Origin of the sequence: Streptococcus timonensis (assembly GCF_900095845.1) — a bacterium.
Lineage (GTDB): Bacteria > Bacillota > Bacilli > Lactobacillales > Streptococcaceae > Streptococcus > Streptococcus timonensis.
This window is the reverse complement of the sequence record NZ_FMIX01000004.1, coordinates 1,170,511-1,190,139: the sequence shown is the minus strand read 5'-3', so window position 1 is coordinate 1,190,139 and position 19,629 is coordinate 1,170,511. Positions and strand designations below refer to the sequence as shown.

Annotated in this window: 24 protein-coding genes; all 24 read left to right on the top strand. The window is 39.6% G+C overall.

Features of this window, described 5'->3' with window-relative positions; translation table 11 throughout:
- The 24 genes from BQ2679_RS09675 (at position 1) to BQ2679_RS09565 (ending at position 19,620) form a co-directional block, all read left to right on the top strand.
- The gene (locus tag BQ2679_RS09675; protein WP_075567962.1) at positions 1 to 528 is read left to right on the top strand and encodes a DUF1642 domain-containing protein; all 528 of its coding nucleotides are present in this window, start codon (positions 1 to 3) and stop codon (positions 526 to 528) included.
- Positions 528 to 740: a hypothetical protein gene (locus tag BQ2679_RS09670; RefSeq protein WP_075567961.1), complete on the top strand. Its 213-nt coding sequence runs from the start codon at positions 528 to 530 to the stop codon at positions 738 to 740. The genes BQ2679_RS09675 and BQ2679_RS09670 overlap by 1 nt, the downstream gene beginning before the upstream one ends.
- Positions 737 to 910 (top strand): topoisomerase, encoded by a 174-nt coding sequence (locus BQ2679_RS09665; protein WP_075567960.1) that lies wholly within the window; start codon positions 737 to 739, stop codon positions 908 to 910. The genes BQ2679_RS09670 and BQ2679_RS09665 overlap by 4 nt, the downstream gene beginning before the upstream one ends.
- Complete coding sequence (locus tag BQ2679_RS09660) at positions 907 to 1,173, top strand: hypothetical protein (protein ID WP_075567959.1); 267 nt, start codon at positions 907 to 909, stop codon at positions 1,171 to 1,173. The genes BQ2679_RS09665 and BQ2679_RS09660 overlap by 4 nt, the downstream gene beginning before the upstream one ends.
- A 12-nt stretch (positions 1,174 to 1,185) precedes the next feature.
- Entirely contained in the window at positions 1,186 to 1,608 is a 423-nt protein-coding gene (locus BQ2679_RS09655; protein ID WP_075567958.1) for a DUF1492 domain-containing protein, read from the top strand.
- Between the two features lie 314 nt (positions 1,609 to 1,922).
- Positions 1,923 to 2,423: a terminase small subunit gene (locus tag BQ2679_RS09650; RefSeq protein WP_075567957.1), complete on the top strand. Its 501-nt coding sequence runs from the start codon at positions 1,923 to 1,925 to the stop codon at positions 2,421 to 2,423.
- Positions 2,392 to 3,690, top strand: a complete 1,299-nt coding sequence (locus BQ2679_RS09645) for a PBSX family phage terminase large subunit (RefSeq protein ID WP_075567956.1) — start codon at positions 2,392 to 2,394, stop codon at positions 3,688 to 3,690. The genes BQ2679_RS09650 and BQ2679_RS09645 overlap by 32 nt, the downstream gene beginning before the upstream one ends.
- A 12-nt stretch (positions 3,691 to 3,702) precedes the next feature.
- Positions 3,703 to 5,211: a phage portal protein gene (locus BQ2679_RS09640; protein ID WP_280136852.1), complete on the top strand. Its 1,509-nt coding sequence runs from the start codon at positions 3,703 to 3,705 to the stop codon at positions 5,209 to 5,211.
- A 4-nt stretch (positions 5,212 to 5,215) separates the two neighbouring features.
- Positions 5,216 to 6,868 carry a phage minor capsid protein gene (locus BQ2679_RS09635; protein WP_075567955.1) on the top strand — a complete coding sequence of 551 codons (1,653 nt, stop codon included), beginning with the start codon at positions 5,216 to 5,218 and terminating at the stop codon, positions 6,866 to 6,868.
- Positions 6,861 to 7,118: a hypothetical protein gene (locus tag BQ2679_RS09630; RefSeq protein ID WP_075567954.1), complete on the top strand. Its 258-nt coding sequence runs from the start codon at positions 6,861 to 6,863 to the stop codon at positions 7,116 to 7,118. Before BQ2679_RS09635 ends, BQ2679_RS09630 begins: the two co-directional genes overlap by 8 nt.
- A 123-nt stretch (positions 7,119 to 7,241) precedes the next feature.
- Entirely contained in the window at positions 7,242 to 7,820 is a 579-nt protein-coding gene (locus BQ2679_RS09625) for a phage scaffolding protein (RefSeq protein WP_075567953.1), read from the top strand.
- A gap of 29 nt (positions 7,821 to 7,849) precedes the next feature.
- Positions 7,850 to 8,674: a major capsid protein gene (locus BQ2679_RS09620; protein WP_075567952.1), complete on the top strand. Its 825-nt coding sequence runs from the start codon at positions 7,850 to 7,852 to the stop codon at positions 8,672 to 8,674.
- Between the two features lie 11 nt (positions 8,675 to 8,685).
- Entirely contained in the window at positions 8,686 to 8,826 is a 141-nt protein-coding gene (locus BQ2679_RS10910; protein WP_167350223.1) for a hypothetical protein, read from the top strand.
- 5 nt (positions 8,827 to 8,831) lie between these two features.
- Complete coding sequence (locus BQ2679_RS09615; RefSeq protein ID WP_075567951.1) at positions 8,832 to 9,032, top strand: hypothetical protein; 201 nt, start codon at positions 8,832 to 8,834, stop codon at positions 9,030 to 9,032.
- A gap of 33 nt (positions 9,033 to 9,065) precedes the next feature.
- Entirely contained in the window at positions 9,066 to 9,458 is a 393-nt protein-coding gene (locus tag BQ2679_RS09610; RefSeq protein WP_075568088.1) for a hypothetical protein, read from the top strand.
- Positions 9,445 to 9,786: a putative minor capsid protein gene (locus BQ2679_RS09605; protein WP_075567950.1), complete on the top strand. Its 342-nt coding sequence runs from the start codon at positions 9,445 to 9,447 to the stop codon at positions 9,784 to 9,786. The genes BQ2679_RS09610 and BQ2679_RS09605 overlap by 14 nt, the downstream gene beginning before the upstream one ends.
- Positions 9,786 to 10,148, top strand: coding sequence for a minor capsid protein (locus BQ2679_RS09600; RefSeq protein ID WP_075567949.1), 363 nt, complete (start codon positions 9,786 to 9,788; stop codon positions 10,146 to 10,148). The genes BQ2679_RS09605 and BQ2679_RS09600 overlap by 1 nt, the downstream gene beginning before the upstream one ends.
- On the top strand, positions 10,145 to 10,546 hold the full coding sequence (locus BQ2679_RS09595) for a minor capsid protein (RefSeq protein WP_075567948.1): 402 nt from the start codon (positions 10,145 to 10,147) through the stop codon (positions 10,544 to 10,546). Before BQ2679_RS09600 ends, BQ2679_RS09595 begins: the two co-directional genes overlap by 4 nt.
- On the top strand, positions 10,547 to 11,005 hold the full coding sequence (locus tag BQ2679_RS09590; RefSeq protein WP_075567947.1) for a phage tail tube protein: 459 nt from the start codon (positions 10,547 to 10,549) through the stop codon (positions 11,003 to 11,005).
- 69 nt (positions 11,006 to 11,074) lie between these two features.
- Positions 11,075 to 11,434, top strand: a complete 360-nt coding sequence (locus BQ2679_RS09585) for a hypothetical protein (protein WP_075567946.1) — start codon at positions 11,075 to 11,077, stop codon at positions 11,432 to 11,434.
- 1 nt (position 11,435) lies between these two features.
- Positions 11,436 to 12,035, top strand: a complete 600-nt coding sequence (locus BQ2679_RS09580) for a Gp15 family bacteriophage protein (protein WP_075567945.1) — start codon at positions 11,436 to 11,438, stop codon at positions 12,033 to 12,035.
- A gap of 18 nt (positions 12,036 to 12,053) precedes the next feature.
- On the top strand, positions 12,054 to 15,794 hold the full coding sequence (locus BQ2679_RS09575; protein WP_075567944.1) for a tape measure protein: 3,741 nt from the start codon (positions 12,054 to 12,056) through the stop codon (positions 15,792 to 15,794).
- Positions 15,794 to 16,510 (top strand): distal tail protein Dit, encoded by a 717-nt coding sequence (locus BQ2679_RS09570; protein ID WP_075567943.1) that lies wholly within the window; start codon positions 15,794 to 15,796, stop codon positions 16,508 to 16,510. The genes BQ2679_RS09575 and BQ2679_RS09570 overlap by 1 nt, the downstream gene beginning before the upstream one ends.
- Positions 16,507 to 19,620 (top strand): phage tail spike protein, encoded by a 3,114-nt coding sequence (locus BQ2679_RS09565; protein ID WP_075567942.1) that lies wholly within the window; start codon positions 16,507 to 16,509, stop codon positions 19,618 to 19,620. The genes BQ2679_RS09570 and BQ2679_RS09565 overlap by 4 nt, the downstream gene beginning before the upstream one ends.
- The last annotated feature ends 9 nt before the right edge of the window (positions 19,621 to 19,629 follow it).

Here is a 19,629-nt window from a genome sequence, read left to right as displayed (position 1 = left end):
ATGAATAAACAAGAATTGATTGAACGGATAAAATGTTTAAAAAATATTTTCGGGAATAAAACTAAATATGTCGAAAAAGATATGGTAATAAAACTTATTTCTGAACTAGACGAACCCGAAAAAGTCAAAGTGTCTGAGGAAGAGGCAAAATTTCTTGAAACGTTTAATTTAAATTATGAAGGTGATGTTGCAACAGCTTTATATCATGTTTCAAGAACTGGCTGGGGTTATGAGTTAACGGATAGAGACGGCACAGAATTAAAACATTTGACGAGAGAAGCTAGACTACCTAAAAACAGAAAAAGATTGATAAAAGCCATACTTGACGGATACGAAGTCAATAAAGAAAAAAGGTATTTGGTAAAGTTAAAAGCAGTAGATCAGTATCTAGTAAGTATTAAAGATGAGAATTTCTTAGGATTTTTACAAAGCAGATTAAGAAGTAAATTTACCCGAAAAGAACTAGAACAAGTTGGTTTTGGCTGGGTATTCAATTGCGAGGGGATTGAAGTTGAGGAGGTGGAGTGATGGCAAAATTTGTTGAAATTCAATCTTGTTATAGAGGGAATATTGAATATGAACTCATCAACATAGAAGATATTAGTCGTATTGTTTTAGGTGCTAATGTCTTATTCTTGCGGACTCCTTACAATGTTGGAGAACATCATATCTCCATCACTCAAAAATCAGTAGATAAACTTTTGAATGTACTGGATATAGTTCAGGAGGCGGAAGAATGAACCAACTGAAAAAAGATTTTATTTTAGCTATCAATAATTTAAAAATTGATATTATAAACAACTCAGATAAGCTAGACAGCTATGAGCTAGGAAATATCAAGAGCCATGCAAGGGATTTATATGAGAGTCTTGTATGGTTGCAGTGTATGGCAGAGGAGGCAGGAAAATGAGACCTAGAAAATATCCGTATTTAGGAACTGCAAAAACAAAGAAACCAACTAAAGAGGGAAAGCCAGAGCTTGTAGTCTTTCCTAATATAGCGATTAGAAAAGAATGGCTCAAACACATTTTTTCAGTTATCAAAAATCATGATAATTCAACTATCATTTATTTCAGACTTCCAAGAAATTTTGGACTTAGTCATGAAGAACAAAATATAAAGGTCAATCTGAAATATGAGGAGACTTTGGAACTATTAAATAAGAATAGCTAGAGGAGATAGAGAGTGAGCAAAGCTAAAGAACTCTTGACAGAGTTACAGAGCTTGGACATGGACATCCAAAGCCGTATAGATGAAATCAATGAGCTTGAGGCTGGGCTACTCTCAAGCCCTAAATGGACTGATGTAAAAGTCCAAAGTGGCCAAGTTAGAAAAATTGATGATGTGTATGCTCAGTTAATTACTATGAAACAAGAGATAGAGCGTGACATCAAAGAAATCATAGATAGAAAGCTAGAGCTAAGCAGGCTGATCAATAAGCTATCAAATCCAAAGTATAGGACAGTATTACGGATGACATACATAAATAAGATGTATGTAGATGACATTTGTGACAAGATGGAGATCAGTAGAACTACATTTTATACCTGGAGAGGTTTAGCTATTAGTGAGTTAAATGATTTACTAAATCGGACTAAATCGGACTAATAAGGCTAAAAATTGTTAGCACGGTTTTTAAAATCTGATAAAATGATAGTGTCAAATGCTGAAAAGGTTTGATATTATCTCCTTATGTTTTTGAGGCTACGGCCTCTTTATGGTAGTGGTAAAGGTTACGGTAAACCTCTAAAATGTTGCTCCTACGGTTTGCCTCTGGTTCAATTCCAGGCGCTATCTTAAATGACTACAAAAAATAAAAAAACAAATGTAGTATCTATCAGTTTGCAAGTCTGTAGTCTGCTTGCATTAAGTCACTCATTGAGTGGCTTTTTTATTTTACCAGAGAGGAGGTAGTCTGGTGAGTGGATAAATTAACCCCAAAACAGGAGCTGTTTGTACAAGGGATAATCACTGGACTATCTCAAAGACAAGCATATAGACAAGCCTATCCATCATCAAAAAAATGGCTAGATAGCAGTGTTGATAGCAAAGCAGCCGTCTTGCTCCAAAATGTAAAGGTTTTGTCAAGGTACAGAGAATTATTGAAACAATTCTCAAACATGGCTCTATGGTCTAGAGAGCAGGCTTTCAATGAGTATGAATGGCTAAAAAACAAAGCTAGAGCAAGTATTGAGATTGAGGGAGTGAGACAAGCTAATTCAACAGCATTCTTGTCAGCTTTAGATGGAATGAACAATATGGCTTTCAGAGATTTAGAGTTAGCTGATAAGAAACTAAGGCTTGAAATCGAAAACCTCAAGGCACAGTTAGGCTCTAATGATGAGGATGATACAGTCATAACTGGATTTACATTTGATAGGAGTGAGTACAATGGTAACACTGAACCTAGCCAAATTGATTAACCCAGTATTTGATGAAGTCCTCTTTACACCCAAGAGCCATGTAGTGCTAAAGGGTGGCCGTGCCTCTACTAAGTCATCAGTGGTCTCTATTGACCTTGTGAATGACTTTATCAATGACCCCATGGGTAATGTGGTAGTCTTACGCAAAGTAGGCAAGTACTTGAGAATGTCAGTATATGAGCAGATTAGATGGGCTATCTATGAGATGGGCTTAGCTAATCAGTTTAAGTTTGGGAAATCTCCCTTACAGATAACTCATATCAAGACAGGAACGGCTTTTTATTTCTATGGGGTTGATGACCCTATGAAACTCAAGTCACAAAAAATAGCTAAAGGCTATGTCATGGCTGTATGGTTTGAGGAGCTTGCTGAGTTTGCTGGCCGTGAGGATATTGACATAGTTGAGGATACTTTCATCCGTCAAGAATTGCCAAACGGTAAAGAGGTTAAAGTCTATTTCACTTACAACCCTCCACGCAATCCCTATGACTGGATAAATGAGTGGGTAGCTGAGAAAGCTAGTGACCCTACTTACATGATCCATCATAGCACCTACCTTGATGATAGACTAGGCTTTTTGTCTAGGCAGATGATTGAGAAGATAGAGCGCTATAAAGAAACTGACCCTGACTATTACAGATGGATGTATTTGGGTGAGGTTATCGGTTTAGGTAATCATGTCTATAACATGAGCTATTTTAAACCACTAGAGAGCCTCCCTACTGATGATAAGCTAATAGGCATATCATTTGCTATGGATACTGGACACCAGCAATCAGCAACCACCTGTGGAGCTTATGGACTCACAGCAAAAGGTAAGGTCATATTGCTTGATACTTTCTACTACTCACCAGCTGGAAAAACCATCAAGAAAGCCCCTAGTGAGCTATCTGTGATGGTACATGATTTTATAGATAAGGTCATGAAACAGTACAGAGTACCTAAACTCAAGATGACCATTGATAGTGCAGAGGGAGCTTTGAGAAACCAATATTTCAGAGATTATGGAGAACGCTGGCACCCAGTTGCTAAGAAGAAAAATCAGACTATGATAGACATGGTCATTAGCTTACTAGCTGAGGGGCGTTTTTATTACCTTGATACCCAAAATAACAGGGTATTCATTGAGGAGCATAAGATGTACCGATATGATGACAAGACCATCAACACAGATGACCCTAAAGTCATCAAGGAAGATGACCACACGGTAGATGGTTTCAAGTATTTTGTCCTAGATAACGCTAGAGAGTTAAATCTAAAAGCCTAAAAGGAGCTAGTAATGGGAATAGTCCAAACAATTAAAGATATTTTTAAAAGGAGTAAATATGTGATGACTACTCAAAACCTAACTTACATCACTGATCATCCAAAAATAGCAGTATCATCAGCAGAGTATGACCGTATTAGAGAGAATATTAAGTATTTTTCAGGCCATTATCCTCAAGTAGAGTACAGAGATAGTAATGGGGCTAAAAATAAAAGAGATTTCAACCACCTACCTATTGGCCGTACAGCTGCTAAGAAAATTGCAAGCCTTGTATTTAATGAACAGGCTGAAATTAAAGTAGATAACGAGCAAGCTAATAAGTTTATCCAGCAACAGCTACAAGATGACCGATTTACAAAGAACTTTGAGCGATACCTTGAGAGTTGTTTAGCCCTTGGTGGTCTTGCTATGAGGCCTTATATTGATGATGACCGTGTAAGGGTGTCATTTATTCAAGCGCCTGTCTTTTTGCCATTGCAATCTAACACTCAGGATGTGTCTAGTGCTGCAATCGTGACCAAGACCATCAAAGCTGATGGCAACAAGCAGAGATATTACACACTGATTGAATTTCATGAGTGGTCAAATGATAAATACACAGTATCAAACGAGCTATACAGGTCTGATAATAAGCATGCAGTAGGCTCAAGAGTGCCACTGTCAGAAATTTATGAGGATTTAGAGGAAGTTGTGGAGTTAAATAGATTGAGTCGTCCACTATTCACTTATCTAAAACCTCCAGGCATGAATAACAAAGATATTAACAGTCCACTAGGTTTGTCTATCTTTGACAATGCTAAGACTACAATAGACTTTCTTAATACAACTTATGATGAGTTTATGTGGGAGGTCAAGATGGGTCAGCGTAGGGTGGCCGTGCCTAGCCAAATGATTAAAGCAGAATACAATCAAGATGGTGATAATGTCATAGTCAAGCGTGAATTTGAGGCAGGCCACAATGTCTATGAGCAATTTGACTCTGGTGACATTGATAAGGGCATAGGTATCACAGACCTTACTACACCAATCCGATCAGATGACTACATCAAGGCTATTAACGAGGGCTTGGCACTCTTTGAAATGCAGATTGGTGTATCCGCTGGTATGTTTAGCTTTGACGGTAAGTCAATGAAAACAGCTACAGAGATTGTCTCTGAGAACTCTGACACATACCAAATGAGAAATAGTATTGTCAGCCTAGTAGAGCAGTCTCTAAAAGAACTCATCATCTCAATGCTAGAACTTGCCAAGGCTTATAAACTATACTCAGGTGAAATCCCTGAGATGGACAAAATCAGCGTCAATCTTGATGATGGTGTCTTTACTGACAGAAATGCTGAACTGGACTACTGGATAAAAGTAGTAAATGCTGGTTTTGGTACTGACACAATGGCTATTGAGAAAGTCCTAAACGTGACACCTGAAAAAGCCAAAAAGATTAAGGCTGAGATTGATGGCAATGTCATTGATGATGTAAATGATGAGCGTAGCCCTGAGGATGTCTCAATTTATGGAGAGTGATTAAATGGCTGATGTCAAAAAGAAACCAATCAAGCTAAATGATCAGCAATTAATGCTTGACGCTAGTAGAGTAGCTGACATTTACCATCAGCTAACTCTTGACCTTTTTGACCAAGTAATAGACCGTATCAAAGAGCGTGGCTCTGCTAGTCTTAATGATAACCCTTATATCTGGCAACTTGAGAAAATGAATGAGATGGGCTTGCTTAATGATGATAATGTCAGCCTTATCTCAGAGCGCTCAGGAATTGCTGAGGAACAGCTCAGGTATGTCATCCAAAATGAGGGATACAAAGTATATAAAGACACTAAAGAGCAGTTACTTGAGTCTATGGGTGGACAATTTACCGATAACTCACTCATACAGACCAATCTAGCTGCTTATGTCAATCAGACCATGGGAGACATAGATAACCTCATCAATACCACTTTGCCAATGAGTGTCAGAAAGGTCTATCAGTCTATCATTGAGGAGAGTGTAGCCAAAGTGGTCACAGGGCTTACTACATCAGACAAAGCTATCTCTGATACAGTCATGAAATGGGCTGAAAAGGGATTTTACGGCTTTACTGATAGCCAAGGCAAGCGCTGGAAAGCTGACACTTATGCTAGACAGGTCATCAAGTCAACAGCTTGGAGGGTCTACCGTGAGGTCAGAATGGCTCCAGCTGAGGAATTAGGTATAGATACCTTTTACTACCACAAAAAAGCCACAGCAAGAGAGATGTGTGCTCCTCTACAACATCAGATAGTAACTACTGGAGTTGCTAGAACTGAGGCTGGAGAGCGTGTCTTAGCTTTAGCTGATTATGGCTACGGTCATCCTGCCGGATGTCAAGGTATAAATTGCACTCATGAGATGACACCATACATCCCAGGGGTCAACTACAAGCCTGATTTGCCTGATCATTTGAAAGACCTAACACCTGAGGAGGCTATAGCAAATGCAAACGTACAGGCTAAACAGAGAGCCCTAGAAAGATCTATCAGGAAGTCTAAGGAGCTTTTGCATGTTGCAGAAAAGCTAGGAGACAGTGAGCTAATATCTAAATATAAGAGTAAGGTGAGAATGAAACAGGGAGCTATGAGAGGCTTTTTGAGTCAACACCCTTACCTACACAGAGATTATGCTAGAGAGAAATACTACTATGATGATGACGCTGTAAAAAAACTATACAAAACGATTGACAAACGCTCTAAAAAGGAGTATTCTGAAATACTACAAAATTTAGGAAACAAAGCACCTAAGTCTTATAGTGATTTCAAAGCCTTAGACCGTGACCAAAAATGGCAACTTAGGCATGATAATCGTGTCATCTCTTACCTTAACGGTGATATAGTAGAACGACTTAACGACAGACAAAAAGAACAAGCAAAAGAGGCTTATTGGAATTTCAAAAAAGATGGTATTTTATTTGGTGACCATGGTATCGCTAGATATATTGAGAGATTACAACGCAAAAATGGAACAATAAAATACAACTACCAAACTATCCTTAACATGATGAGTCAACCAGTAAATTATATTTCTGATAGAGATGGACGACATGTCAGACATTATAATAGGATTTCTATTTTTACAGAGCCTACCACTGGTGTAGTTGTTACTGTATTTCCACAAAATAAGATTAAGAAAGGATTTACTAAAATTGAATAAAAGCGAAGAAGTTTTAAAAATGTTTGAGCAAGTCCTTGATGAGAAAGTCAGCGTTTGGGATTTCTCTTTTGATTTTGGCGAGTGGTTATCATCAATCAATGGCGATTTACTAGAGGTTGAAAATGAACAATTATTTGACCTGCTAAATGACGATATACTCATAAAGTTAGAAGAATTAAAAAGTTATGAGCTATCTGACAACCGTGAGTGGCTTGAAAAATATCATGAGAAGTTAAAGGGAATGATTTGATTTTGTCATGTAAAACATGAAATAAAAAATAAGAGTGTCTAAGGACGCTCTTTTATTTTGCCCTGGAGCATGGCGTAAAACTGTCTTAATTTGTCCATGTGACGTAAAAAGGAGGATTAAGACATGAGTCTTAAACGTGAAATGTTAGTTGAGGCAGGTATTGAGGATAAGTCAGTGATTGACAATATCATGCAAGCGTACGGTGCAGGTATTGAGAATGCAAAATCACAGGCCAAATCTGAGTTACAAGCTGAAAATGATACATTAAAGCAACAACTTGAGCAACAGACTCAAGCTATCCAAGACTTACAAGCCAAAGAGGGTGCTAGTGAGGAAAGCAAGCAACAGCTTGAACAACTCAAGGCACAATTTGAGCAGTATAAGCTGGATAGTGAGGCAAACCTTGCTCAGGTAACCAAAACCAATGCTATTGCTCTTGCTTTGAAAGATGTAGGTGCATACAACTCTGATGATTTGATGAAATTCATTGACCTAGACAGTATTGAGCTAGGAGAAGATGGCAAACCTCAGCTTGAGGACACGATCAACTCACTCAGAGAGTCAAGCCCTTACCTTTTCCAAACAGTGCAAGAGCAACCTAACCCTAATATCTCTGTCCCAGGTAATCCATCAGCAAGTAATGCAGATGATGGCCTAAGTGCAGAGGACAAAGCCCTTTTTGCTGGCTTTGATAGCGTATAATACCAAAAAAGAAAAGAGGAAAAATATAAATGGCAGTAAATTACGCAGAAAAATTCAGTCATAAAGTAGATGAGCGCTTTACAAGAGAGGCTCTTACTACTAGCACTATCAACCAAGATTTTGACTTTATTGACGCTGAGACAGTCAAGGTCTACACAGTCGCTACATCAGCAATGAATGACTACCAGACTACTGGTCAAAATCGTTACGGTACAGCTGACGAGCTTGGAAATTCAGTCCAAACTATGACACTTTCTAAAGACCGTTCTTTCACATTCACGATTGACAAGAAATCTTTACAAGGAACAAATGGAGCCATGGCAGAGGGCAAGGCTCTAGCTCGTCAAATTTCAGAGGTAGTCATCCCTGAGGTTGATAAGTACCGTCTATCAGCAATGGCCTCAGGTGCTGATACTGGACATATTGCAACAGGCGCAGTCAATAAAACTAACGCTTATGAGCTTGTACTTGAGGGACAATCTAAATTGTCAGACGCTCTAGTCCCTGTGGCTGGTCGTATCTTGCATGTATCTCCTAAATTCTACAAGTTGATTAAACTTGATGACACATTCATCAAAAACTCAGACCTTGGACAAGAAATCACTATCAAGGGTCAAGTGGGTATGATTGACGGTATGCCAGTAGTATTGACACCATCAACATATATGCCTACAGGTGTTGAGTTTATTATCGCTCATCCAGCAGCTACTACATCACCTGTTAAATTGGAAGATTACAAGATCCATGACAACCCACCAGGTATCAACGGTAAATTAGTTGAGGGTCGTATCCGTTATGACGCTTTCGTATTGGACGCTAAGAAAAAGGCTATCTATGTCCACAAAACAGCCTAAGGAGGTAATCAATGGCTAATGATAACACAGTAGAGGAAGTAGTAGAGGTTAAAGCTGATGTCACTTTGACTAAGGATGGGGTATCATTTACCCTGTCTGATCCTATCATGGTATCAGCCTTTGAAAACAATGGCTATAAAGTGGAGGAATAAACCAAATGGCTCAGTTTAAAGCAACAAGTAATGTTGTTTTTAATGTCAACGGCAAAGAGCAAAGCTATGACAAGGATGTAGTGTATGACATTGATGTCAAAGTAGCTGAGAGCTTAAATGCTCAAGGCAAGCAGTCACATCCTGAGTTGAGCCCATTCTTTGAACCAGTTGACGAAAAAGAAGAAACTAAAGAGGCAGGTAAGTAATACCACCTCTTTTTTTTATCGGAGGTGATTACTATAGCTTATTTGACACAAGATGAGTTTAATGAGTTAGGTTTTGATGAAGTAGATGACTTTGAAAAATTATTGACAAGGGCAGAGGTGGCTATCAATCTCTTTCTTAATAATCTTTATGATTTTGTTGATTTTGAAACTGAAATCAAGTTTAGAAAGAAAGCTGTCAAACTTGCTACAGCTTACCAAGTGGCATATTTAGACGCTAGTGGTATTACTACAGCTGATGACAGACAGTCAGCCTCAACAGTGATATTAGGTAGGACTCATATAAGCTATCAGGGAGGCTCAAAACAATCCTTTGAAAGCTCTAGGTATAATCTATCACTTGACGCCCTAAACATCCTGAAATCAGCTGGTTTTGGGTATAGAGGGGTAGGATATGATAGAGATTGATAAGCGTTTATTAATTGATACTGTAACAATCAAAAAAGATACAGGTGAAAAAGACGGATGGGGAAAAGTAATATTAGAGAGCCCAGTGACCCTTAAACATGTCAGATTTGATAGACAGTATCAAGTGCAAGGCACCAAAAACAGCCGTAAAGAGTCCAAACCTAGTACCTTATTTGTGTACCCTAAACATTGTCCTATTACCTTAGATGATACCTTTAAAAATGCCATCATCAATGATGGTGAGCGTGAATATAGAATTACTGCTATATTACCTATTAGCTATCCACATAAACAGAAAATATTTTGTTATGAGGTTGAGTGCATTTAATGGGAACTAGCGTATCTGTCAAAATTGACCTCAAAGGGATTGAAAATAAGGTATCTCCAACAGCCTTAGCAAAAGGGAAACTGGCCATAGCTAACCAAATGCTAACAGACATGAGCCCTTTTGTTCCTAGAAAAAGTGGTGACCTCAGTGGAAGTGGCCAAGCTACTAAAGATGGGGTCAGGTACCCTGGGCCTTATGCCAGAGCCCAATTTTACGGCTCTAGCTACAACAAGGCTAGGGTTTTTTATTTCAAAAAATACACTACACCAGGAACTGGAAAGCGCTGGGACTTGAAAGCTACAGCGCTCCACCTTAAAGACTGGGAGAGAGTAGGAATAAAAGCAATGGGAGTAAAAGCATGAATAACAATGATTTTTCCGAAGTCCTCAGAGACTTTATCAACACACTAAACCTCTCTCTTACTTGTAGACTTGACTACTTATCAGAGAAAGAGGATTTAGTCCTATATCCTTTGCCAGGTGGCAAAATTTTAAAAGAGTACATGGACGGAAAGCAAGACATTAGCCTTGTTTTTGAGGTGGCTATCAAGACACTTGATCATCAAAGAACAAGCTCTATTTTGTGGACTATCAATCATGCACTTGCTAATTTTGAATTAGAGCTACCTAGCAAAAATAACTCATATCAATTCAGAGGCCTTGAAGTCTCACAGCCATTCCTTAATGACCGTGATGATCAAGGCTTTTATATTTACATGTTAGATGTAACGGCAGAAATTGAAGTAAATGGAGGAAATTAAATGCCAAAATCAAAAAACGCCAAGCGTAAACACTATGTGGCGCCTTGGTCAGCAGAAAATGCAGCAACAGAGCCAACAGGTGACGCTTGGAAATGGCTTGCAGATGGAGTGACAACCGCTGAGGTTGAGAATGACGAGGAGACAGATGACACAGCTTACTACAATGGTGATGGAACACCTGAAACAGTAGTGAAATCTGTAAAATACGGTTTCTCATTTGAGGGGGACTACATCAAAGAGGATGAGGCGCAGGCTATCATTGCTGGCATGCGTTTTAAAGTCGGTGATGGGCGTAAATTGTGGTTTAAAGTTGTTGACGCTGATGGCAAAAAACAATATGTGGGCGTAGCTACAGCCTCTGGCATTAAAATTGGAGGCGGTGAGGCGTCTGAGTTTGAAAGCTTTGAGTGTACTATTAGCTGGAACTCAGCACCTAAGGAGTCCGCTGTAGTCGGATAATGTATTTAGGGGGAGTGGTAATGCTCCCCTTTTTATTTTTGATTAAAAAATTAGTAGGAGAAAGAAATAATGGTAGTAATTAAAAAGCGTGATAATGTCATCCCTGTAGAGTTTGGAGAGTTCACTCTTGAATTTATCGGAAATGACCAAAATATCCACAAGATGGAAAAACTTGGCAAAATCCTCAAAACTGAGGGCGAAAAAGTAGCCAATGCAGAAGATAACAAAGCATTTGAGGCTTTACAAGACATGGTTAAGAACTCATGGACAGAATTATTTGACGCTGAGGCTTATCAAAAGGTCTACGATTTCTCAAATGGGTCTACTGTAGACACAATGGCCTACTTACTTGAGACTATCAATGGTGTCATCTCAGAATGGGAGAAACGTAACAACACAGACGCTCTCAAGAAATATTTAGGAGACTAACATGCTAGATTTATCAAGGAAATTGACTGATGAGTTAGTCCTTGGTGATGATGTGTACCCTATGAAAATCTCTTTTAACAAGGTCTTGAAAGTCATTGAGCTTATCAATGATGATGAAATTGATGAAATTTACAAGCCCTATCTTGCTTTACAGATTTTTACTGATGTTGATTTTACTCAGGCTCTAACACCTGAGGAGGCCACTGGTATCTTTAAGATGGTATTTGAGGAGCACATCAGACTTATTCCAGCTAGAGATACGGCACCAGTATTAGACCTAGCAGGCAATCCGATTAAGAGCAAGATACGCTCTAGGAGTCAATCAGAGACCAGTGCCAGATTATTTAGCTTGAAATATGACGCTGAGTACATTTACTCATCATTCATGCAAGCATACGGCATTGATCTTATTGACTCTCAGAATAGTTTGCACTGGAAAAAATTTAATGCTCTATTAAATGGCTTACCTAGTGATACAAAATTCTCTGAGGTTATCAAGATAAGAGCTTATAAGCCTCAAAAGGGAGATAGTAAGAAGTACAGAGAGAGCATGAAAGAACTCAAAAAAGAGTACGCTCTACCTAAAGATTTTGACTACTAATTAGAAAGGAGGGAATAAATGGCAGATGGTTCAGTAACTATCAAGGTTGACATGGATGGCTCAGGTGCTCAAGCTGGAGTAAGCAAGCTCAAATCTCTTTTTGGAGGCCTTGAGAGTACAGGGCAAAAAGTAGGCTCTGTGTTTAAGTCTGTATTGGGAGCTAATTTGATTGGCTCAGCCTTATCAGCTGGGGTCAGTGCAGTTACTGGGGGTATCCGTGAAATGGCCTCTGAGCTCAATAGCTCACAAAAAGCCTGGAAAACATTTGAGGGGAACCTCCAAGCATTCGGGCGCTCATCTGAGGAAATCAAGGCAGCAAAAACTGAAATGCAAGATTTTGCAACCAAGACCATCTACTCAGCCTCTGACATGGCTAATACTTACTCACAGCTTGACGCTGTAGGTACTAAAAATGTAGGTAGCTTAGTTAAGGCCTTTGGTGGACTTGCCGCCTCAGCAGAGAACCCAGCTCAAGCCATGAAATCATTGTCAACTCAGGCAACACAGATGGCAAGTAAGCCAAAAGTGGCTTGGATGGACTTTAAGATCATGATGGAGCAAGCACCTGCTGGGATGGCTGCAGTAGCAAAAGAGATGGGAATGTCTACGGCTGACCTTGTAAAAGCTGTGCAAGATGGGAAAGTTAAGACTGAGGATTTCTTTGACGCTATGAACAAAGCAGGGAACTCAGACGCTTTCCAAAAAATGGCCACAGAATTTAAAACGGTTGACCAAGCTATAGACGGGGCAAAAGAAAGCCTCTCTAATAAGCTCATGCCAGCCTTTGACAAACTCAATCAATTTGGTATCAAGGCAGTCAACGCAGTTTCAGACGCTTTGGACAAAATCAATTTTGATAGTTTAGCCGATAAATTAGGGAGCTTACTGGATAGCATTGATGTAGATGGTTTTATCTCAGGCTTATCAAATGGATTTGCTCAAGCAGGCCAAATGGTCTCAAATTTCTTTGCTATTTTTAATAAAGCTGGCGTATTTGATTACATCTCAGACTCAATCAGAGATATTGTGGTCACAGTACAATCTCTTTTTGAGGAGTTGACCAGTGACAGCAATGGATTTAGTAATGTTGTTGAGGGTATCGCTAATGGGGTGATTTTGGTAAATGTAGTCATCCAAGAATTAGCTGCAGGCGTTCAATTTGCTCTTGAGGCATTTGCTAACACTGGAGCTATTAAGAATGCTTATAGTGCTTTCAAGGATTTCACAGCTGCAGCTTTAGACCTTGCCGAAAAATTAGGTGACATCATCCCTTGGGATATTATAGGAGCTGCAGCAGGCCATGTAGTAAACGCTATTTCATTAGTCATTAGCTGGATTTCAAAATTATCTCAGTCAATTAGTGGAGATATTTGGAGAGGCTTAGTAGTAGGTATTGGTGGGGCACTTGTTGCTTTCAAAGCGTTTAACTTTTTAAAATCATTCAATCCTTTTGGGTTGTTTAAGAGTAACGCTACATCAGCACTAAGTGGCACCACATCAACAGTCACCTCAATAGGTTCACAAATTGTTGCAGTCATCCGTAGTTTAGGAGAGAGTGTAGCTACAATGGCTAAAGGAATTGGCGAGGGTATAGGCTCTGCTTTTCGTGGAATTGGTCAGGCTCTGGCTATGGTCAACCCTGTGACTATTGTGGCATTAGCCGTGCCAATTTTAGCTCTAGGAGCAGCATTTGCTCTGATGGGAACTCAAGGCCAAGGTCTAGCAACTATCCTACAAGCTATCGGTGATGTGGTGGTCAGCGTAGGTACAGCCATAGGTACTATCCTTAACATGGCTATACAAGGATTAGCTCAAGCTCTTGTAATTGTAGCACCTGTACTCCCTACCGTAGCCTCATCATTTGCTATGTTGACCCCACTTGTTTTAGCTGTGGGAGCAGCAATCAGCTCTATCATCAGCTCATTTAGTGGGTTAGCGCCAGTGATCACAGCACTAGGCTCAGCTATTAGCCAGGTAGTAACATCTATCAGCTCAGGCATTGCTCAGGTAGCTACAGCCATAACCCCTATAGTTGGGATTATTTCAGATACTTTTGTCCAAGTAGTTAGTATTGTCACTGAGGCAGTTGTCCAAATCGTCCAAGCAGTCGCTCCATTTGTGCCAGCGATTAATGAGATGGTAACATCAACAGCTCCTATTATCCAGTCACTTATTGAGTCATTTAATAACCTTGTCAATCAAATTAGCCCTATTATTGATAGTTTGACCAATTTGATTAAGACCTTTGGTGAGCAAGTTAAGTCTATCCTGGATAGCGCTAAGGGCGTAGTAGAGTCATTTGGCTCAGTTATTAGGAGTGTGCTTGATGGTGTTGCTGGTATTTTTGAGAGCATGGGTAATGCTGCTAAAAATGCTGGAGCAGGCGTGAAGTTGATGGCGCAAGGTATAAAAATGCTAGTAGACCTTAATCTAGGGGATTTAGTTGGAACTTTGGGAGCAACAGCCGTAGGTTTGGCAGCTATTGCTAACTCAGGTATCGCTACAGCAGGATCAGGATTGCAACAAGCAGGAACAGGCCTAATGATGATTGCTACATCAGCACAAGTGGCAAGCGTAGCTATGCAAGGCCTACCAACAGCATTGAGTACATTAAGCACAAGTATTAACCAATTACCAAGCGCTTTGACAGCTGCAGGAACAGCCATGAGCACATTTGCTACATCAGCAGTGGCCTCATTTAGTGGCTTGTCTGGTGCTGTTTCAGGCATTGCTGTCTTACAAAGTGCCCTTGTTGGTTTATCAAGTGCCTTAGTGGCTACTATGTCAGCTACATCAGCAATGACATCAGGATTTTCTGCAGTGACTGGAGTTATCAGCTCACTAGGTGGGGTGCTAGGCACAATTCCTAGCCTATTCTCAGCTATTTCAGCCTCAGCCATGACAGCTAACACATCTATCATGCAATTAGCGACATCAGCCCCTACAGTGGCCTCTAGTTTTGCTAACATCTCTAGCTCTGCTGTGTCAGCTATGTCTCAGCTTAATTCAGTAATTAGATCAGCAATGACACAAGCTGTCTCACAAATGAGCTCAAGCATGCAACAGATGACAAACGTGGTAAGACAATCAGCAAGTCAAATGACTCAAGCTGGTCAACAGGCAGGGCGTGGAGTTTCAACCGGTATTACAAACGGAATACGCTCAGGAATTGGCTCAGCTACATCAGCAATGTCATCAATGGTCAACTCAATCCAATCAGCAGGGATGAGAGGTGTATCTACCATGCAATACGTAGGCTCAATGATTGGCCAAGGTCTAGCAAATGGTCTCTATTCTGCTTTATGGACTGTAACAGCTGCAGCTAATGCCCTTGTCGCTCAAGCTGAAAGAGCTGCAAGAGCTAAGGCTAGGATACACTCACCATCAAGACTGTTTAGAGATAATGTAGGGCGCTACATTGCTCAAGGTATTGCTGTAGGTATTGAAAAAAATACCTCAGATGTTACTGATAGCTTGGCCTATGTCCAAAAAGAGATGTCAGCCTTTAAATTTGGTGCTGAGGACTTGCTTGGACTTGGCAACAACACATTAAGCCAGTCATTAAAAATGACTCTAGGAGCCTCTCAGGTTAAAGCTGAAAAAGCTGAGTCAGGCTCTAATGCAGAAATTAACAACCAGTATACTTTTAACTACCAGGGTAACAAGGTAGATGAGAGTGAGAAACGTGACATACAACGTCTCATGAAAGAGATGGCATGGTACACAAATAGAGAACAGGAACGATTAGGAGGTGCTTAATGAGCACATTTATTAAATTTGATGGCAAGAAATCTAGTGATTTTGGGTTAAAAATTATAAATGATATTGAGTTTAGCTCTACCTCCTATGATGTTGAGACTATTGAGGTGCCAGGTCGTGATGGGGTGCTTTTGAAAGATAATCAAAGGCTTAAACCTGTCAAGCGTGAGTTTCCTATGAAAATCAGCACGGTTGAGAGATTATCTACATCAGAGGTAGCTATAAGTGACTGGCTCAATGTCAAGGGATGGAAAGAGTTGGAGCTCTCATGGGATCCTGATTATATCTATCTTGCTACTTTTATTGAGTCATTTAACGTTAAGGAATTACTTAGGAATTTTGGTGAGGTGAAATTAGACTTTTTAATTCACCCTATCAAATTCTTAAAAACTGGACGCAATGAAATCCCTTTGACAAACGGGATGACACTTAAAAATCTTGGGAACGTACAATCTAAGCCACTAATTAAGATTAGAGGTAATGGTAATGGTATTTTGACCATCAACGGCTACCAGTTATCACTTGAGAGCGTCCAAAATGAGCTCATAATAGATATGCAAAAACATCTAGTATATAGTGGCAATCTGTCAGCCTGGGATAAAATCACAAGGAACGGCAAGCACAGAATGCCTCTTTTTGATGTTGGAAACAATAGGATTTCATGGACTGGTAATTTTACCATGACAGCCGTGCCAAATTGGGGGGTTAAACTATGAACCCAGTATTATATAGAGCTGATGAACGCTCATTTAGAACATTTGGGCTTGGTGAGATTTCAGACGCTTATAAGGTCACTGTTACCAGAGAAAGAAATGGTAATTATGACTTATATATCAAATATCCAGTGAATGGCCATTTTGCCTCTGTGTTTAAAGTGGAGATGAAAATCAAGTCAGACGCTGGAAAGAGAACCAAATGGCAAACCTTTGAGATTAACCGTATAGTCAAGGATAGTAGTGAACATATTGAAATTTATGCCCGTCATATCTCCATGAGAACCTCAGACATTGCCCTGAAACCTATTGTAAGAGCCTCAAATGTTAATGCTGAGGCAGCTCTTAGACTTTGGAAAGAGAGCCTGGTAGGTGATGATGTATTTGATGTTAGCTCAGACATCAAGACTCTAGGTAGTATTTCATGGGAAGTGGATAAGGTAGGAAGTGCCAGAAAGGCTCTAGGTGGTGTTTCAGGTTCCATCCTTGATGTCTTTGGTGGTGAATATGAGTTTGATAATAACCTCATCATTCTCCATCAGCAGATGGGGCGTAAAGCTCCAACCGTGCTAGAGTACGGGCGTAATCTGCTCAGTGTAGAGGAGGAGAGCCTCCTAGACGGTAATTATACCTCTATCTACCCATTTGCACGTTATACGCCATCCAGCAATGGGTCAAGTGAGGAGTCACATGAGGTCTTAGTCACATTGCCTGAGCACATCCTAGATAGTCCTTATTTGAGATTATACGCTCAGAGAAGAATATCTCTGGTAGATTTCTCAAGCAAATTTGATGACAAGCACCCTCCAACGGCTGAGAAATTGAGATCACTAGGTCAGTCTTACATCAAAACTAACAACATTGGAGCTCCTAAAATATCTACAGAGGTCTCTTATGTAGATTTATCACATACTTTGGACTATCAAGATTTTGGAGTGATGGAGGAAGTTGAGCTCTGTGACATCATCCCTCTCTACTATCCACAATTTGACATTACTACAACCACTGAGAAAGTAGTCAAGGTGGTCTATGATGTCTACACTGACTCTAATGAGGAGATAACGCTAGGAACTATCGGACAGTCACTGTCATCTAGCATGACTGCAGGAATTGCTGACCGTCTATCAGTAGTTGAGGAACGGCAAGCCTCTATTGAGAGCACTCTACCTCAATATCTCATCAGTGGCACAGGTAATAAGATTTGGCATGAAACACCAGCCAAAAATGTTGAGCACAAAATAGGTGATACATGGTTTGAAAAGAATGGCCAGTATCAACGTATGTATATTTGGAATGGTAGCATGTGGGAGAAACGGCTTGACACTGAGGATGTTGACCGTGTTAAGAAAGAGGTAGATAAACAATTTGAGGCAGTCAATACTAAAATGGCTGGGATTGAGGCTAAGCATGATCAGACAGTTTCTGATTTTCTTAAAAAGTCAAATGCTACTCAAGAATTAGCTGAGGCCTCTAAGAGACTTGCTCAAGAGGCTAAAAACGCCTCTGACTCAACAGGTCAAGAGTTATCACTATACAGGCAAGACAATGAGCGTAATTTGTCTATTTTGAGAACTCAGGCCACTCAAATTGACGGTAAGGCAGTACAGGCTCTAAATAAGGTTAATCAAACAGCCACAGAGACCACTAACTTAATTGCTAATTTGAGGACTGACTTGAATGGTAAGGTATCTCTTACTGACTTTCAGGAAGTTAGAGAGACAGCTAAACTCTATGAGCGTATCTTAGGCAGAGATGACTCAAATATCAGCACTAATATAGCAAGGATGGCCTTAACATCAGACTTATTTAATGTTGAGGTAGGTAAGAGATTTAGTAATCTAACTAATTTATTTTATGCACCAACAAAAATCCCAAAATTCATCTCATCAGTTGATACTGATAAGCATTTAGAACGTGTTAGTTTTGGTGACCATGACGGAATTAGAATTAACTACACTGACTCTATGTCTGGGTGGCTAGGGGTTCGGTTCCCTCTCACGAAGAAATTTGTAAATAAAGGTGAGGGTCTTGGTTATCGTATTGAAATTTTAGTAGATAAGGTGCCAAAGAATGGCAAAGTTTTAATACAATTACTAGACAATACTACAGGTTTAGGAATGTATTATAACTCTCAAATTTTGCTTAATGAAACTGGTAATCAGGTTTTTACTGGCTATTTAGACATTCCTTATACTGGAGAGCTTAATGAGTACAGCCTTAGGTTTACTCTTACAAGCCCTGGTAATATCGTCATTCATAAACCTATGATTATTGACAGGCGTTTAATACCTGAGGAGTTTGTGGACAACACAGACTACAACAGTGAATACACTAGGACTACAATGTCAATCTTAAAGGATAGTTTTGCATTCAAGACCCTTAACAGTAATGGTGATGTATTGAGTGCTTTGAATGTAGCAACAGGTGGGGCTAGTTTGCAAGTCGGTAAAAACAAGCTAGTAGTCACACCTGACACTACATTTATTGCTAATGGGACTATCAAGAATGCCATGATAGATGAGTTAGACGCTGGCAAAATCCGAACAGGTAGGCTAGACGCTAATTTAGTCAATGTGGTCAATCTAAACGCTAGTAATATCACATCAGGCAAGCTCTCAGCTAATCTCATAAATGGTGGTGTAATATCCTCATTAAATGGTAAATCAAATTTTGATTTACAAAGTGGATGGCTAGAGATGAATAACTACGGTGTAGGTATTAAAAATCAATTTCCTAACCGTCCGTTACAATACCTAGTTTTTGGCGCTGGTACTATTGGGGATATAGATGGCTCATATACAGCGCTTTTAAGTAATAGAAATGGATTGATAAAAATGGATAGCACGTCAGCAGGTATTCAAATATGGAATGGTCGCTCAGGTGGCAGGACGGCCTCAGCTATCACATTTTATGGCCAAACAATGGATTTTAGATTAAGTGGACAAAATGGATTGGGACAAGTGACCATAGATACCCAAACACAAGATATTATTGTCAGAGGCCAATCTTTAGTAGGTAAATTTAATAATATCCATTATAATTTTCAACAAATCAAAAACTGGTTTGAGCAAAATAAACTAGGGTATCCTAGCTTGTATCATATAAACATGTAGAAAGAGGAA

Bases quoted from the DNA above. Each gene is read 5' to 3' on its own strand.
- BQ2679_RS09675 (WP_075567962.1), top strand. From the start codon at position 1: ATGAATAAACAAGAATTGATTGAACGGATAAAATGTTTAAAAAATATT.
- BQ2679_RS09670 (WP_075567961.1), top strand. From the start codon at position 528: ATGGCAAAATTTGTTGAAATTCAATCTTGTTATAGAGGGAATATTGAA.
- BQ2679_RS09665 (WP_075567960.1), top strand. From the start codon at position 737: ATGAACCAACTGAAAAAAGATTTTATTTTAGCTATCAATAATTTAAAA.
- BQ2679_RS09660 (WP_075567959.1), top strand. From the start codon at position 907: ATGAGACCTAGAAAATATCCGTATTTAGGAACTGCAAAAACAAAGAAA.
- BQ2679_RS09645 (WP_075567956.1), top strand. From the start codon at position 2,392: ATGGTAACACTGAACCTAGCCAAATTGATTAACCCAGTATTTGATGAA.
- BQ2679_RS09640 (WP_280136852.1), top strand. From the start codon at position 3,703: ATGGGAATAGTCCAAACAATTAAAGATATTTTTAAAAGGAGTAAATAT.
- BQ2679_RS09635 (WP_075567955.1), top strand. From the start codon at position 5,216: ATGGCTGATGTCAAAAAGAAACCAATCAAGCTAAATGATCAGCAATTA.
- BQ2679_RS09625 (WP_075567953.1), top strand. From the start codon at position 7,242: ATGAGTCTTAAACGTGAAATGTTAGTTGAGGCAGGTATTGAGGATAAG.
- BQ2679_RS09620 (WP_075567952.1), top strand. From the start codon at position 7,850: ATGGCAGTAAATTACGCAGAAAAATTCAGTCATAAAGTAGATGAGCGC.
- BQ2679_RS10910 (WP_167350223.1), top strand. From the start codon at position 8,686: ATGGCTAATGATAACACAGTAGAGGAAGTAGTAGAGGTTAAAGCTGAT.
- BQ2679_RS09615 (WP_075567951.1), top strand. From the start codon at position 8,832: ATGGCTCAGTTTAAAGCAACAAGTAATGTTGTTTTTAATGTCAACGGC.
- BQ2679_RS09605 (WP_075567950.1), top strand. From the start codon at position 9,445: ATGATAGAGATTGATAAGCGTTTATTAATTGATACTGTAACAATCAAA.
- BQ2679_RS09600 (WP_075567949.1), top strand. From the start codon at position 9,786: ATGGGAACTAGCGTATCTGTCAAAATTGACCTCAAAGGGATTGAAAAT.
- BQ2679_RS09595 (WP_075567948.1), top strand. From the start codon at position 10,145: ATGAATAACAATGATTTTTCCGAAGTCCTCAGAGACTTTATCAACACA.
- BQ2679_RS09590 (WP_075567947.1), top strand. From the start codon at position 10,547: ATGCCAAAATCAAAAAACGCCAAGCGTAAACACTATGTGGCGCCTTGG.
- BQ2679_RS09585 (WP_075567946.1), top strand. From the start codon at position 11,075: ATGGTAGTAATTAAAAAGCGTGATAATGTCATCCCTGTAGAGTTTGGA.
- BQ2679_RS09580 (WP_075567945.1), top strand. From the start codon at position 11,436: ATGCTAGATTTATCAAGGAAATTGACTGATGAGTTAGTCCTTGGTGAT.
- BQ2679_RS09575 (WP_075567944.1), top strand. From the start codon at position 12,054: ATGGCAGATGGTTCAGTAACTATCAAGGTTGACATGGATGGCTCAGGT.
- BQ2679_RS09570 (WP_075567943.1), top strand. From the start codon at position 15,794: ATGAGCACATTTATTAAATTTGATGGCAAGAAATCTAGTGATTTTGGG.
- BQ2679_RS09565 (WP_075567942.1), top strand. From the start codon at position 16,507: ATGAACCCAGTATTATATAGAGCTGATGAACGCTCATTTAGAACATTT.